11 protein-coding genes are annotated in these 15,639 nt (G+C 44.9%); 5 read left to right on the top strand and 6 right to left on the bottom strand.

The window, feature by feature from the left end:
• Window positions 1-8 precede the first annotated feature (8 nt).
• Entirely contained in the window at window positions 9-2,333 is a 2,325-nt protein-coding gene (locus NZ043_RS23880) for an MMPL family transporter (protein ID WP_339309400.1), read from the top strand.
• 107 nt (window positions 2,334-2,440) lie between these two features.
• Here NZ043_RS23880 and NZ043_RS23875 read toward each other — a convergent pair whose 3' ends face one another.
• Together NZ043_RS23875 and NZ043_RS23870 are read right to left on the bottom strand one after the other, a co-directional pair.
• Window positions 2,441-3,196 (bottom strand): gamma-glutamyl-gamma-aminobutyrate hydrolase family protein, encoded by a 756-nt coding sequence (locus NZ043_RS23875; protein ID WP_339309399.1) that lies wholly within the window; start codon window positions 3,194-3,196, stop codon window positions 2,441-2,443.
• A 216-nt stretch (window positions 3,197-3,412) separates the two neighbouring features.
• Window positions 3,413-4,612, bottom strand: a complete 1,200-nt coding sequence (locus NZ043_RS23870; protein ID WP_339309398.1) for an MFS transporter — start codon at window positions 4,610-4,612, stop codon at window positions 3,413-3,415.
• A gap of 245 nt (window positions 4,613-4,857) precedes the next feature.
• Here NZ043_RS23870 and NZ043_RS23865 point away from each other — a divergent pair, with 245 nt between their 5' ends.
• Window positions 4,858-5,730, top strand: a complete 873-nt coding sequence (locus NZ043_RS23865) for an AraC family transcriptional regulator (RefSeq protein ID WP_339309397.1) — start codon at window positions 4,858-4,860, stop codon at window positions 5,728-5,730.
• A gap of 103 nt (window positions 5,731-5,833) precedes the next feature.
• Here NZ043_RS23865 and NZ043_RS23860 read toward each other — a convergent pair whose 3' ends face one another.
• From NZ043_RS23860 to NZ043_RS23850, 3 genes are all read right to left on the bottom strand, one after another.
• Window positions 5,834-7,819: a methyl-accepting chemotaxis protein gene (locus tag NZ043_RS23860; protein WP_339309396.1), complete on the bottom strand. Its 1,986-nt coding sequence runs from the start codon at window positions 7,817-7,819 to the stop codon at window positions 5,834-5,836.
• 243 nt (window positions 7,820-8,062) lie between these two features.
• Window positions 8,063-9,589 carry a response regulator gene (locus tag NZ043_RS23855; protein WP_339309395.1) on the bottom strand — a complete coding sequence of 509 codons (1,527 nt, stop codon included), beginning with the start codon at window positions 9,587-9,589 and terminating at the stop codon, window positions 8,063-8,065.
• A 16-nt stretch (window positions 9,590-9,605) separates the two neighbouring features.
• Window positions 9,606-11,369: a histidine kinase gene (locus NZ043_RS23850; protein WP_339309394.1), complete on the bottom strand. Its 1,764-nt coding sequence runs from the start codon at window positions 11,367-11,369 to the stop codon at window positions 9,606-9,608.
• A 206-nt stretch (window positions 11,370-11,575) separates the two neighbouring features.
• On the opposite strand from NZ043_RS23850, the gene NZ043_RS23845 reads away from it, so the two are divergent.
• From NZ043_RS23845 to NZ043_RS23835, 3 genes are all read left to right on the top strand, one after another.
• Window positions 11,576-12,889 carry an ABC transporter substrate-binding protein gene (locus tag NZ043_RS23845; protein ID WP_289392504.1) on the top strand — a complete coding sequence of 438 codons (1,314 nt, stop codon included), beginning with the start codon at window positions 11,576-11,578 and terminating at the stop codon, window positions 12,887-12,889.
• Window positions 12,890-12,957: 68 nt separating this feature from the next.
• Window positions 12,958-13,830 (top strand): sugar ABC transporter permease, encoded by an 873-nt coding sequence (locus NZ043_RS23840; RefSeq protein WP_036670879.1) that lies wholly within the window; start codon window positions 12,958-12,960, stop codon window positions 13,828-13,830.
• A 1-nt stretch (window position 13,831) separates the two neighbouring features.
• The gene (locus NZ043_RS23835) at window positions 13,832-14,662 is read left to right on the top strand and encodes a carbohydrate ABC transporter permease (RefSeq protein ID WP_017688542.1); all 831 of its coding nucleotides are present in this window, start codon (window positions 13,832-13,834) and stop codon (window positions 14,660-14,662) included.
• 118 nt (window positions 14,663-14,780) lie between these two features.
• On the opposite strand, the gene NZ043_RS23830 is transcribed toward NZ043_RS23835, so the two are convergent.
• Complete coding sequence (locus NZ043_RS23830; protein ID WP_036670878.1) at window positions 14,781-15,485, bottom strand: SDR family oxidoreductase; 705 nt, start codon at window positions 15,483-15,485, stop codon at window positions 14,781-14,783.
• Window positions 15,486-15,639 lie beyond the last annotated feature (154 nt).

Here is a 15,639-nt window from a genome sequence, read left to right as displayed (position 1 = left end):
ATAGAGAAATGTCTACATTATTATACAGAGTGGGGAAAACCGCTTTTAGCAAACCTGCCTACTTCATCATTGGCTGGGTTTTAATTCTGGGAATTGTCATCTCCATGATCAGCATCAATGGTATTCACATCAGTTCTGAAATGAAGATTGAAGGCACAGAGTCACAGAAGGTTTTGGATCAATTGGCAAAAGAACTGCCAGCCGCCTCCGGCGGTCAAGGAAGTGTTGTGTTCAAAGCTCCAGACAACGAGCGTTTGGATACGCCTGAACGTTTGGCGGCCATGATGAAAGGTGTTAATGAAGTTTACGGATTAGACAAAGTCATTAACCCTGCGGACTATGCAGCTGAAGCAGGTAATTCGGGTGCTCAGGCGGAAATGGCTCAGAATGCTCAGGCTACTGATACGGCGCAATCCGCAACAACCACGCCTCCTCCCTATGGACCTTTGATGGTGGATGGTGTTCCTGTACCTGGAATGCTGATCTCTTCGGACGGCAGCATTGCACTGTTCCAGTTCCAATTTACAATTGAGCAGTCTGCCATAACACAGGATGTATTTGATTCCGTTATTCAATCTGTTATGACGGTAGAGCAAGGAACCAATATTAAGGTGCTGCCGGGCGAAACGCTCAAAACGGTATCGATTGGAGTCGGCTCGGCAGAGATTGTCGGACTGGTCATTGCTGTCATTGTATTGCTGATCACCCTTGGCTCCGTTGTTGCAGCAGGTCTACCTCTGATCACTGCACTCCTCGGTGTTGCCATTGGAGTTGGTGGTGCGTTCTCCATCTCCAAATTCATCGAAATGCCTAGTGTCACTTCCGTCCTAGCTCTCATGGTTGGATTGGCTGTCGGAATCGATTACGCTCTCTTCATTGTCAATCGTCAACGTCGAATGATTATTGATCAGGGCTTGAGTGCAAAAGAAGCAACAGCAAGAGCCATTGGCACATCGGGCAGCGCAGTATTTTTTGCCGGATTAACCGTCATTATTGCACTGTGCGGTATGCTTGTCATCGGTCTCACATTCTTGTCTACGATGGCTTTGGTCGCAGCTGCCACCGTACTCATCAACGTATTCGTTGCTTTAACCCTGTTGCCAGCTTTACTCGGATTGGTAGGAGAACGCATCTGTTCCGCCAAAGCTCGTGAGAAAAGCACGAAACATCCTAAATCCACTAGCCGCGGAGTCGCGGACAGATGGGTGAAATTCGTTATCAAAAATCGTTGGGCTACCATTATCGCCATCATCGTCATTCTTGGTTTTGCCGCGACGCCGATTACCAAAATGGAAATGGGTATCCCTGGCGCTTCCTCAGCGAATCTGGATACAACAGCAAGACAAAGCTATGATGCCATCTCCGAAGGCTTCGGAGAAGGATTTAACGGGCCACTTATTCTGGTCGCAGAGCCTAATCAATCATCCGCAAAAGTTACACCGGAACTCTTGGGCGGTCTGGTGATGGAACTCCAAGGACAGAATAACGTTGCACAAGTCACACCGCTTGGTATGACAGAAGATTTAGCTATTTTCAGTCTCATTCCAAAAACGGGTCCTAACGATAATCTCACTAAAACACTGGTCACTGATCTACGCGCGGCTGATTCCAGCATCGCACAGACCTATGATGTGAAACTTGGAGTTACTGGACTTACAGCTGTAAACATCGATATGTCAGCCAAACTGGCGCAGGTGTTCCCTATTTATGTAGGTATCATAATCTTGCTCTCGCTGATCATCCTGTTACTCGTTTTCCGTTCGATCATCGTTCCCATCAAAGCAACGATTGGTTTCCTGCTTAGTATCCTGGCTACATTCGGGATCACAACTGCTGTATTCCAATGGGGCTGGCTGCATTCGCTCTTTGGTTTCGATACAGGCGGCCCGCTGCTGAGCTTTATGCCGATCATCGTGACAGGTATCCTGTATGGCCTGGCGATGGACTATCAAGTCTTCCTTGTTAGCTCCATGCGGGAATCCTATGTGCATGGTCATCGCGGGACCGAATCCGTTGTTCATGGATACAATCAGGTAAGTCGCGTGGTTGTTGCCGCAGCAGTGATTATGGTCTCTGTATTTGCAGGCTTTATCTTCACCGATGATGTCATGATCAAGCAGATTGGTTTCACTTTGGCTGTAGGCATTCTGATTGATGCTTTCATTATCCGAATGGGATTGGTCCCTGCCATCATGGCTATTTTTGGAGACAAAGCTTGGGCACTTCCAAAATGGCTGGATCGCATTCTGCCAAACCTGGATGTTGAAGGCGAGAAGCTGATTGCTTCCCTGAATGCTGAAGAGCATGCCAACACGAAGTCTGGATTAAAATAATCCTACCAATAGAATGGTGATACCACGATTAATATCACGACTACATTCACCAATACAAAGACCTCCTCTGTTTTTATAAACAGGAGGTCTTTTTTCTTTTTCACATTTTATGCGGTTATGTCTTCAATATGGATAGTATAGGACGGGGATTTAGAAGCATTAACAAACGCCGCAAATAACGTTTGACTATAGTCATCTACTTTGTAGCTGTACTCTGGATGCCACTGCACTGCCAAAACAAATGAACGGTTTGGCATGACCACGGATTCTACGAGTCCATCTTCAGCGACTGCCACGGCAGTTAACTTATCCGACAACATTTTGATTCCCTGATGGTGATAACTGTTCACTTTTATCGTATCTGTTAGCAAAATATCGTATAGGATATTATTTTTCTCAATATGTACATTATGTACAAGATTCGTATACGGCGGACTTTGCTTATGATTAACGAACTTGTTCCCATGAAGTTGAAAACTAGTCGGAATGTCTTGATACAACGTTCCACCCAACATAACGTTAAATAGCTGTAGTCCACGGCATATGCCAAAGGCAGGCTTATCAAGCTCAATTACCTTTTGTAATAATATCGACTCCATCATATCGCGCTCAATACACAACTCTCCACAGGTAACCTCTGCATGCTCATGATACAGCTCAGGATTGAGATCATGTCCCCCGGTGAACAGGAACCCATCGAACTCATTAGCCAGCGTTGCTATGATCTCGGTATCCGTTGTCAAAGGCAGCATAATTGGAATCCCACCTGCTCCTTCTATCGCGTTCATATATTCTGGAAGCATCCAGTAACTTTTTTTGTCAGTATCATATAAAGGCAGTACACCGATCATGGGCTTTTTCATAGCTTTACCCCCCAGCTTTTCATTCATTTTATCAGATCTCTTCATATATAAATTCACTGAATTATTGCATTATCCTACCTCTATCATCTACGAACCCGTTTCATCCGGAATGCTGGAAAACTAAAAAAAACAAACAAAGCCGCATAACAGCGACTTTGTTTGTAGTTCCAATCCCATATATATGCATTCATCCGTTTAGTTTAAACATCATCTCATCTAGGCTGCTTTTACAGTGGTTGTTTCGTCTGAATTCACTTGGATGGAACGTTGGCATATCAGGGTAACGACAAAAGCCAGCAAGGCAAGCATCACAGCAACTGGAGGCACCCACTGGACACCACCCATATTGACGGCAATTCCCCCGACGCCGGATCCTAACGCTATACCCACATTGGCCGCCACAGGCAACAGTGTAGATGCAAATGCTTTGGACCCCGGCGCGATCGCTCCTGACACATCAAACAAATATAACTGGGATGCCGCGCTCATGGAGGATGACAGACATCCAATCAGGAACAGAAAAGCCAAGCCGATCCACAGATTGGTAACGGTAAAACTCAGCCCTAGGAAGATGATGGCTTGAATTACGAAAAGTCGCTTGAGCTTGGGCAGGAAGTCACCCTTGGCTATTTTGGCACCAATCCAGTTACTCAGGATACTGCAGGCTCCATAGATCAGGAGTATGGCACTAATCCATTGTACTGGCACACCCATCGTCTCACTCAGGAGTGGCGTAATGTACGTAAAAACGACGAAAATACAGCTGTTTCCCAGTACAGGGATCAGACATGCCAGCAATATCCGTGGCTTCACAAAGAGAGACATCTGATCACTGAACGAACCTGCAATCGTTGTTGTTTGGCGTGGCAGAATACGGAACATGAACACCAGCGGCACAACACCTATGCATGCCGTAACAACGAATGTCATGGACCAGCTCAGATGTTGTCCGATAAAAGTACCCAGCGGAACACCTAGCACATTTGCGATTGAAAATCCGCCCAAAATCCAGGCGATAGCTTCCCCTCTTCGCTCCCGGTTCACTGCGTCGCTTACAATCGAGATCGAAAGCGATATCGTCAGTCCACAAGCAACGGCCGACACGATGCGAATGGCCATCAGAGAAGAGAACGTTGTTGAGAACACGGTCAATAGATTTAGTGCTAACACGATTGCAAATCCAATCAATATGGAACTTCTTCTGGATATTTTGGCTAAGAGGGCCACAGCAAATGGTGTACCCACTGCATATGCAATCGCAAAACCGGAGACAAGCATACCCGCGGCAGCAAGTGATACTTTCATGTAACTTTCAATTTCCTTCAACACACCCACGATGACATACTCGGTTGTTCCCAGTACAAAGCTAACGAGCGTAAGCGTGAAAATAAGTAGGTTCTCTCTATTTCTAGTCATAAATCAATACTCACTAATCCTTTCTATTGTTGCAAGCGCTTCATTTCTGTTTACAATCATTAATTCATGTATTTTCTTCTTTCCCATCCCTTCACTTTCGATATATAGTACATTTTGGATAGTGAAATTGTACTGTCAGATACGCTATGCCGACAATCAAGGTTGTTGTGGTTTTATTGCAAAACATTATATATGTTGTCATTTCAACACAGACTTTCATTACAGATTCTGAAGGGAAGACATAGATGAATACACACCACGAATTCGGCCAACTACATCCAAATCGAGATTGTACCATTATTTATGTAGGAAAACTGGCCGACAATCCCCATTGGAGTTTTCCGACGCATAAACATGACGATCTGCATGAGATTATCTACGTAACTGAAGGCAAAGGATTGTTCACCATTGACGGCATCAAACACTGGGCTCAAAAAGGGGACATGCTCATATATAACAAGGGTACTCTTCACGAGGAGAAGTCCAATCCTGAATTCCCGTTATCCACTTTTTATTGTGGCTTTCGTTTTACAGAAGGCACCCACACCCTTGAGGATTGGGTCATTCCTCCCTCTAACAATCCGATCATTCGAGCAAACCGATATTCCGATGAGCTCCATTCGTTAATGCAGACCCTCTTCAATGAATTTTCGATTCGGGAACATGGTTATGAGTCTATCTCTGGGCATGTCCTGAAAGCCATACTTCTGATCATCGATCGGCAGTCCCGTCAACAGCTTCCTAGTGGGGAGACTATTGGGAGTAACAACCTTGCCGAGAGCATTAAAGACTATTTGGATACCCACTATCGGCAAAACATTAAACTCAAAGAATTGGCAGATCAATTTCATATCGATTTCTATTACTTAATTCATATGTACAAAAATCACTATGGCACTTCTCCTTATCATTACCTGATTCAACGAAGAATGGGTGAAGCTACCCGATTATTAGTTTCAACTAACAAAAAAATATGGGAAATCGCCAAACTGGTTGGTTACGACAACCCCAATTACTTTACAATTTTATTTACCAAAACGGTTGGTGAATCACCACGAAATTTCCGAAAAAAGAATCAAAAGGATATGTTCGGGGATGAGGCCTCACATTCTTACTAATCTCTCTAGTCTCTCTAAGCGCAGAAAGGCGCTCCATTTGGGGAGCGCCTCTAGGCCTTGCACATCTCTTACATATCTCTTTACACACTTACTTACTTCTACTCTAGAGCTTAAACCGACGAACCAGTTCTTGCATATTCTCAGCTGTTTTGGATAGCTGTGCAGATGATGCGGATATCTCCTGCATCGCCGCCATTTGCTCTTGGGCTGCTGCTGAAGTTGTCTGAGCACTATCAGCCGACACTTTAGAGATATGACTCATCGCGGCAACTGTAGCCGAGACTTCTTCCGTACTGGCCGACAACTGTTCGGAGACAGCGGAAATATCCTGAATTTGATCCACGATATGCGTTGTATATTGTTCAATGTTCGATATGGTTGCTGAAGCTTCTTGGCTGATCCGCATACCTTCACCGACTTGATTACGAACTTTATCATTCATAAGAGATGTGGATTTGGCAATCAGATCAAGCATTTTGCCAATGGTAGCGCCAATGTCATCCGCACTTTGTTTGGATTGCATGGATAACGTGCGCACCTCACCAGCAACGACAGCAAAACCTTTTCCGTGTTCTCCTGCTCTTGATGCTTCAATAGAGGCATTCAGTGATAGAAGGTTGGTTTGCCGAGAGATATCCGCAATCGCTTCATTCATTCGATTGGCTTCGGCGGATAGACTGGACAGCTCATTAATCAATGCCGAGGTTTCTTCAACAGCTCCGAGAATATGTTCCATTTGTTCTCCGACCTGGTTTATGGTTTTTCCGCCATTAGCAACAGCGCGCTCCGTCTCTTCAGCCGAATCCACAATCGCACTCGCAGATTCTGCAATTGTACTGATGCCTCTCGCCATCTCTTCTACGGCGTTTGCGGTTTGTTCCGAATTTTCCGCCCCAACGATAGCTGATTCAGCAGTCTGGTGCATCGTTTCAGCCACATGTTGAACCGATTGGGTGGTTTGTTCTGTACTTTCCTGAATCATTTGGGAAGAGTGGCTTAACAACGATGACGTCTGATGAAGTTCAGCAACCACCGATTGAAGGGAGATGGTCATTTGGTCAAAATCATTTGCCAAAATACCAAATTCGTTTTCGGTTTTAAGATTCACTCGTTCCGACAGATTCCCTTCGCTTACACTGCGGGTGGCCTTTCGCAGTTTTTGCATAGGTGCAATAAAAGATCTCAGAATGAAGAAAATAATTACACCGGCAATCAATACAGATACAGCAATGACCGTTAGACTCGACACCATGATGGGTTTCGCTGCGGCGATAAAATCTTCATGGCCCATCAAAGCAATGACATTCCAACCCGTCAAAGCATTAACACCGTTATATACCTCCAGATCATACGCCAGATCCGTTCTGACAAATTGGGAAAATGCCATCGGTTCATCGGAACTTGAAGCCGTATTTGGATGGACTGGAATTCCCTCGATGAGTGCTCCGCCGAGCTCTCCTCCCCCACCTTTTACAATGGCACCAGACCAAGCCGCGATGGTTCGATTAGAGTCAACCACAATCAGACTCCCATTGCCTCCTACATCCACATTCGATATTTCATTTGCTAATCGCTCCAGATCAAGTTTAATACTTGCTACACCTTGAGCCTCTGAAAGAGCCTTTGAAATCTCTACATAAATCTTCGCGGATACCGGATCTTTCATAATACTCGAAAAATAGAGTGATCCATTGTTACTTATACCATTGGTGTACCATTCTGTGCTGCGTGGATCAAATGTTGCATCCTCTACTGCTGGAGAAGATATAACACTGCCTTGGTCGTTGCTTACGGTAATGGCAAGAATATCAGGATATGTATCAGCTAACTGGTCGATTCCTACTTGTAGTGCTTCGTTGTTCGCCTGACTGGGATCGGAGCCATACATGCTGTCTATGTAACTCAATAATTCTGCTTTTTCCCCTACCAGATTGTTAATATGTTGTCCGGTCATCGTTAATATGGTATTGATGGGATCTGTCATTTTTTGTTGTACCTGATCTTTAGCACTATAATATGAGAAATAACCGATAAGTGAAGTAGGAATAATAAGTACCGCGAGGAAAGCTGCAATGAGTCTAGTGCTCATTAATCGTAAACCGGCTCCTCCTCTCTTATAAAATGACCTTTTTTTCTTTTCCTTTTTCAATTTCAATCTTCCTCTCTTTATTCATTTTTGGTAGAATCAATCGGCCAGTAAACGCAAAAAAACCCATATATATGCACACCCAAAGAAACTTTGAGCATGTATATACATAGGTATTGCCTGAATGAATTCAGTAACAAGCCGTATTTGTTTAGTATTATAGCATAAGTAAAAAGGGTTTGTTAACTATGATTGGGTCTTTATACCAGACATCTGTTGTTTATAATCCGTAGGACTTAGCCCCGTATACTCTTTGAACACCTTCGAGAAATAGTGCTGATCGCTAAACGACAGCAAATCGGAAACCTCCTTAAACTTCATGTCCGGTTGACTTTCCATCAGTCTGCAGGCTTCCTGAATGCGAAGCTGGGTGTAATACTGAACAAACGTAATTTGCGTTGCATTTTTGATCACTCTGCTGACGTACGACGGGCTAACGTGAAACTTCATGGCAATGTCGTTGATTGACAATTGAGAGTATTTATTTAGTTTTACGTAATCGTCAATCTGTTCGAACAGGATCGCCTTGCTTTTTCGAACGTGGGATTGCAGCATATCAAAGCACTGTCCCGTCCATTCCGTCAGTTCCCGGCAAAAATCGGCATAGGACTGTGCCTGAGCGAATTGTCTTGACCGAAGCTCCAGCCCCAATCTCATGCCCGAGCCCTGTTCCTGGTATAGATGTGCAAACGTGTCTACAATCAATCCGATAAACCGCTCCACCTCGGTCATATGTACATTTTCCTCTGCCCATCGATTCAGCAATTCGGATAATTTAAGAGCAAATCGTTCTTTCTGCCGAGCCTGTATCATCTGTACAAAAGCAGACTCCTGCACCGGATCCAGACAGCCTGTCTCAGATCTGGCCATCGACACCGGATTCCCGGTATCCAACACTATTCCTTGTTTCAACCGTTGCTGCTCAGACAAAATGGACGACATGCGGTGATAGAGCTCCGGCAGATTACCAGACTCAGCGAATAGAAGTTGTCCTCCAATGATCGCATCGATGTCATGCGCAACCAAATGCCGTCGCAACGATTCAAGACATTCATGTACGGAAGAGTACACCTCAAGTGCACTCTTGTTAACAAAAGCAACAAATTGATATGGGGTTTGACTGGTGTACACACGACAAGCATGGAATGCAAAAAAATCCTGCACTATACCCTCAAGTTCCACCTCCACCCATCGTTCATGCCCTGCGGTAAAAGGCTGCTTGCTCATAATGATCATCATCTGGCTGAATAAAGGCGGAAACTCCTCCCCCTGTTTCGGCGTAGTCTCACATTGGGGATGAATGATTTCCTGCAAATCCAGCAGTTCCTTGGACATCTGTTGATCAAGTTGGTCAATTACCCGACCCATGACTTCTTCAAGCGCCTCTCGCTCGACAGGTTTTAACAAATAGTCAAACACTTGCAGGTTCAATGCTTTTCTTGTGTATTCAAAATCGCTGTAACCGCTAATCAAGATGACCTTCAGATCCGGATTGGCAATTTTGGCTTGCTCAATCAGGGACAGGCCATCCATTTTTGGCATTCGAATATCTGTCAACAGCAGATCAATCGGTGACTGCTTTATCGCTGCCAAGGCTTCCTCTCCATTCGTTGCCGTAGCCGCTACACGAATCGGGAAGTTGAGCGTTTCCAAGAGCATTTTAATATTACGTAATATCGGTTTGCTATCCTCAACGATCATAACGTTATACATCGCCTATGCCTCCTAGTTAGTAAAAATCCTTTGTCAGTGAGCCGATGATTTGAATTGTTGCTCCATGTTGCTCTTCCGCATGATTGTTAAATATATTAATAAAGAGCCGGTTGTTATACATTAGTTTGAGTCGATTGACACTATTGATAATCCCCATGTTACCAAGGGCTGTGGCACGATTGGCAGTCTGGTTCATTCCGGAACCCGATGCCTGAATATTGGCTAAAATCTCCTGGATCTTATCAGGTGGAAAGCCCTCTCCATTATCTTTGATCTCCAAAGCCCATAATCCGTTATATTGCTTCACGGTAATCTGGATACGCCAAGGCGGCGCGGTGTTGGCAAAGGCATGTTCAATGCAGTTTTCCACAAACGGCTGAATGACCAACCGTGGCAACCGGATTTCGTTCGCCAGCTCGTCTGCATGGATATCCCACTCCAGATCCTCTTCGTACTTTTGTTGTACAAGGGATAGATAATGTCTTGTATGTTGGAGCTCCTCAGCCAAAGTCACATGCGCGTATGGTGAAGAGACAATATAACGCAGACTGTCCGAAAGATGTTTGCACATATCCGATACAACTTTGGTCTTCCCCTCTTGGGCGGCAATACTGATCAGGTATAGAACATTATGAATAAAATGAGGTGCAATCTGGGCTTGCAGCGCAGAATTACGCGCCTTTACTTCTTCATGAAGCGCCGACTTTTCCCGGTCAATCGATTGCTGCAGCCTCTCCATCAGATCCTGAAAGGCTTCATTCAGCAATAAGAGATCGTTATTCTTGGGCGTTTCATCCACTTTCAGATTCATATTGCTGTAGTTCATGCGCCAGATCTGACCGCGCAGCTTGCGGATGGGTAACAGCAGGTTACGTGTCGACAGGAAGATATACACAAATGAAACCAGCATCAGTGCTGTAATCAGCAGAATGGACATCGTCTGAACCGAATGGATCGAGCCCAGAACGGATTTTTTTGGCGTTATGATATACGTGATCCAACCTGTATTGGGTGAAGTGGAATGTGTGATATAATTATTGTCTTTGTCCACATCTAGTCCCTCGTCTGATGAAGGTTTCGTCCAATTGGCAAATGTCACACCGTCTGCCGTGCCTGTCATCTGCTCCCCATGTTCATTCAGAATATAGACATCCCCTGCTGTGATACCTTCCGTAAGGTTCTGTATATAGGCCTGTTCCATCTGAATGCTAAGATAACCGTACACCTTGCCGTTCTGATCATTAATCGTGCGCACAAAGGAGATCGTATCGTCTTGACGCAGCAGAACAAAACCACTTTCCGTCCAATCTCGTCCGATCTGACTACTCTCCATCATGGTGTTCAGGATTGCGGGAGGATTGTCCGAACCCAGATATGATGTCAGGAGAACCCCGTGATTGTCGTAGATGGACATGTCCTTGATATTCATACTCGGCCCGATGGCCTGAAACATGATGTCTTTGATGATCCGAATCTGCTTCAGCCTTTCATAATTACTATGCGCTGAGGAGCTCTTGTCCATGGCTGCAAATATATTTTTGCTGGATAATATTCGCTGTGACATCTGGTTCTGTTGTTCTACGTAGAGATCAACTTGCTCTCTTACCTTTGTAGCTGTAACGAGCGTATCCTGCTCTGTTTTCAGTTTGAGCGGGCGGACAACGATCACATTCACATAAACGATAAAACAGCCCAGCACGAACAAAAGCAGAGCCAGAAATGTCAAAAACACCTTTGTCTGCAAACTGAATTGAGTTGCTTTATGTATGAGCTTTGCCATTCTCAGAGATGCCCTCCTGTTCTGACATGATGTGAAATCCCTTACATTCATGTCTACTCTATCACGGTACTTCATGAAATGATAGCGATTTCAAGTTCAGGATTTTACACATCAACGTTCAAGCACAGACATGTACCGGGGCGAGAAAAGAATCTATAATCGGACTTGTAAACGGATTCACTAAACGTTTTAGAGGGGGATTTGCATTGAAAACAATAAAAAGAAAAAAGGCGATTTCTATTATTCTGGCCAGTTTATTATCGGTCTCATTAACGGCATGTGGATCAGGAGGTACGGATTCCGGCACAGCTGCTGGCGGGGACAGCAAGAGTGGCAAAGTTACATTGGAGCTGGCCATCTCTAAAAGTTCTCAGGACTCTGCTTTCATCCAGCAGGATATTCTCGATGCATTCGAAAAACAAACGAACATTCGTGTCAATTTGCAGCTGATTCCAGCGGAACAAACAACAACGGTACTGCAAACCAAACTGGCTGTAGATGAAACGCCTGACATTATTCAGTACAATCTGGCGAGCGCAGTCACAGACCTGAACCTTGAACGTAACTTCGAGATTCTGGATAACGAGCCTTGGGCGAGCAGAATTGTGAACAAAGACGTCCTCTCTTCTGGCGGTCATCTCTACAGCTTCCATGTCAGCCAAGATACGGGGATGCAAGGGGTCGTTTATAACAAACAAATCTTTGAAGAACTCGGATTGTCGATTCCAACCAACTACGAAGAATTTCTGGCGATCTGTGAAAAAATCAAAGCAAGTGGCATTACGCCTGTCTTCATGCCTTACAAAGATGCCTGGGCTGCCAACATCTGGCCTGCTGCAGCTTTTGCCGATTTTGTAGCCAAAAATGAACCGACTTTTTTTGATGAGCTGAACAGTAATAAGAAAAAATGGTCTGATATCCCGGAATTCAAAACATTCCTGGAACAACAATATGAGATTTACACCAAAGGTTACACCAACACGGATGTGCTTAGCGACAGCTATGACATGGCCGTAGGTAAATTCCTGAACAAGGAAGTTGCCATGATGTTTATGGGCGATTGGTTAATTGAAGGCGTTGCCGAGCAAGATCCAAATATGGAACTTGGCGTATTCCCGATTCCATCGTCGGATAATGCCAGTCTGGGTGCAAGTCCACTGGGCGGGCAACTGTTCATTCCGAAAAAATCCAAACATTTGGATGAAGCCAAACAGTTCCTGGACTATATTGCTTCCAAGGATGTCGCACAACAGATCGTCGATTCCAAAGGATACGTATCCAATTTCAGTGACGTCACCACACCAGAATTGCCGGCTTACAAGCAGGATATTGTAGACAACTATATTACGCCGAAGAAAACCGTGCTGACAACGGATGCATACATGCTGGTTGATCGCAGCGAACTGTACCGATTGTTGCAGGATCAATTTGCAGGTGGATTGTCACCGGAAGAAGTACTGAAATCCTGGGATGAGAAGTTCAGTCAGCTGATGCAGGATAAAGGTGTAGAAGGTTTCTAAAGAGTGAAATATAAGGCAGCATAACAGGATCGACCGTTATGCTGCCTAGTTATAACGGAGTGTGAGACATGAAAAGGACTAAAAATCTGTACTCGTATTATATGATATTTCCCGCACTGATTATCTACTCCATCTTTTTTGTTGTGCCTGCTCTCGCCGCTTTCTATTATTCATTCACGGATTGGCGGCTGGATCGGCTGGAGCTGAAGTTCATCGGATGGGATAATTTCCAGAAAATTTTCTCGGACAAAACGCTTATTCTGGCGCTGAAAAACACGGCGATATTTGCAATCGTCACCGTTGTTGGCAAAAATGTCATCGGTTTGTTGCTGGCTGTAGGACTTAACATGCGATTAAGAACAAAGAACCTGCTGCGTGCGATCTTCTACTCCCCTTCCATTCTCAGCATCCTTGTGATCAGTATTCTGTTCACTCCCATGTTGCGTACCGAAGGTACAATCAACAATTTGTTGGAATCTGTAGGGTTACATTCATTAAGCCAAGCTTGGCTTACCAACCCATCGATTGTTATCTGGACAATTGCCATCGTCTCGATCTGGCAGAGTGCCGGGTTCCAGATGGCTATCTATCTGGCTGGTCTGCAGTCCATTTCTCAAGAATATTACGAAGCCGCCAAGATTGATGGCGCAAGTTCGTGGAGAAGTTTTTTCAAAATCACACTCCCACTCTTGCTGCCCGCGATTAACATTAACTTGATGTTGACATTAATCGGTGGACTCAAAGTATTCTCAGAAGTGTACGTCATGACCGGTGGTGGCCCAGGTAACGCTTCCCAGGTCGTAGGTACGATCATTCTGCGATCTTTCGGCGAAGGCAACTGGGGACTCGGTACCGCGGTCAACACACTTCTGTTCGTGGTCGTTACCATTATCGCTATACCGCTATTGATCTTCATGCGGCGTAAGGAGGTTACGGAATAACATGGGCTATACACGCAAACTCGCCATCCGCAACTATATCGTGGAAGGTTTCCTGATTCTGGCCTCTCTTATCGTTCTGTTGCCGCTTGTCATTCTGATCTTTGGTTCATTCAAAACCAGTGCTGAAGTACTTAGCTTCTCCTTGAGTTTTCCGGAAACATGGCAGTTCTCGAACTATGTTCGTGTCTTCCAGGAAGGCGGACTGTCGCGAGCGTTCTTCAACAGCATTTTGATTACTGGCGTATCTTCCATCATTAATATCGTTGCTTCTTCGGCAGCGGCATTCATTCTGGCACGTCGGGAAACCAAACTATCCGGCACGATCTACATGTATTTCTTCATGGGATTGATTGCGCCAATGTCGATTATTACGACCATACGTGTTGTACAGGGATTGGGATTCTACGGCAGCATCACAAGTGTTATCCTAATCTACGCCGCGTTAAATACAGCCTTCAGTGTATTCTTGTATAGTGGATTCATCAAAACCATTCCACGAGCACTGGACGAAGTGGCATTTCTGGAAGGAGCAAGTGTGTTCGGGGTGTTCTTCCGCATCGTCACACCGCTCATTCTGCCCGTTAACGCAACGGTAGCCATCATGGTGTTCATGTCCGTCTGGAATGACATCACGATTCCGGTATACTTCCTGACAGACAGTTCCACATGGACGATGCCACTGTCGATCTACAATTTCTACGGCAAATATAGCCGGGACTGGAACCTGATCTTTGCCAATCTCGTGCTCACTTCGTTGCCTGTATTCATTCTGTATCTATTTGGGCAAAAATATATTGTCAGCGGCCTCACAGCCGGTGCAGTTAAAGGCTAAACCTTATATTCTCACCGTTCTTGAGGGAATAGAATTGGAGTATTCATGACGTACTCAACCCCCACCATATCTGGTGGGGGTTGTTTTATTTATAACGAGAAAATGCATCTACGCCTCTTTATTTTTGAAACAATTGCGGGTAAAGGGCAGCCACACCACCAGCAAGACCCTGTTGTACATTCCGACTGGTATCATCAGCAATAATCTCGTAGAGATCCGCTTCGATGGAATCTATTGCAATTTTGGCAATATCCGTTGGGCTCGTTTTTGGTGCGTCGATACCTGCCGTCATATCCGTATCCATGAACGCTACGTGCAATCCGGCAACACTAACGTTCTTAGGGGCTAATTCCAGACGTAATGCATTCGTTATTCCCCACTGAGCGGATTTTGCAGCTGAATATGCACCTGAGTTACCAAGGCTGAGCCAAGATAGAGCGGACAGGATATTCAATATCGAACCGCCCCCATTCTTCTCTATCACCGGTGCAAACGCACGAATCATTGAGAGCGTACCGAATACATGTGTATTGAATTCCAAGTGAATATCGTTCAGCTCACCCGTGAGCAGAGAAGCACCCGTAGCGGAACCAGCATTATTGATTAGAAGGGTTACATCACTGGCTACCTCAGCTGCAGCCATGACAGATTGTGAATCAGTAATATCGAGTTGCAGTGGAATTGCCCCCGGCAGATCAATTGATTCAGGGTTTCGTGCGCCAGCATACACTTTGGTTCCCCTCGCCAACAGTTCAAGAGCAAGTTCCTTGCCCAACCCTCGATTAGCCCCACTTACAATAGCAACTTGTTTGGAAATATTCATTTATTATTACTCCCTCTCATTGAGAATGTATTTATTTTTGAGCTGTTATGGGAATGATCATTCTCATAACTCCCAATAACAATTTATCACATCGGGAACGATCAGTAAAGAATAACTTTTATGATTCATGTCTTTATAAAAAGAAGATGCCCGA

Source organism: Paenibacillus sp. FSL k6-2145, from assembly GCF_037976585.1.
Classification (GTDB): Bacteria; Bacillota; Bacilli; order Paenibacillales; family Paenibacillaceae; genus Paenibacillus.
The sequence above is the reverse complement of the archived record's forward strand: the minus strand, read 5'-3'. Positions and strand labels throughout refer to the sequence as shown.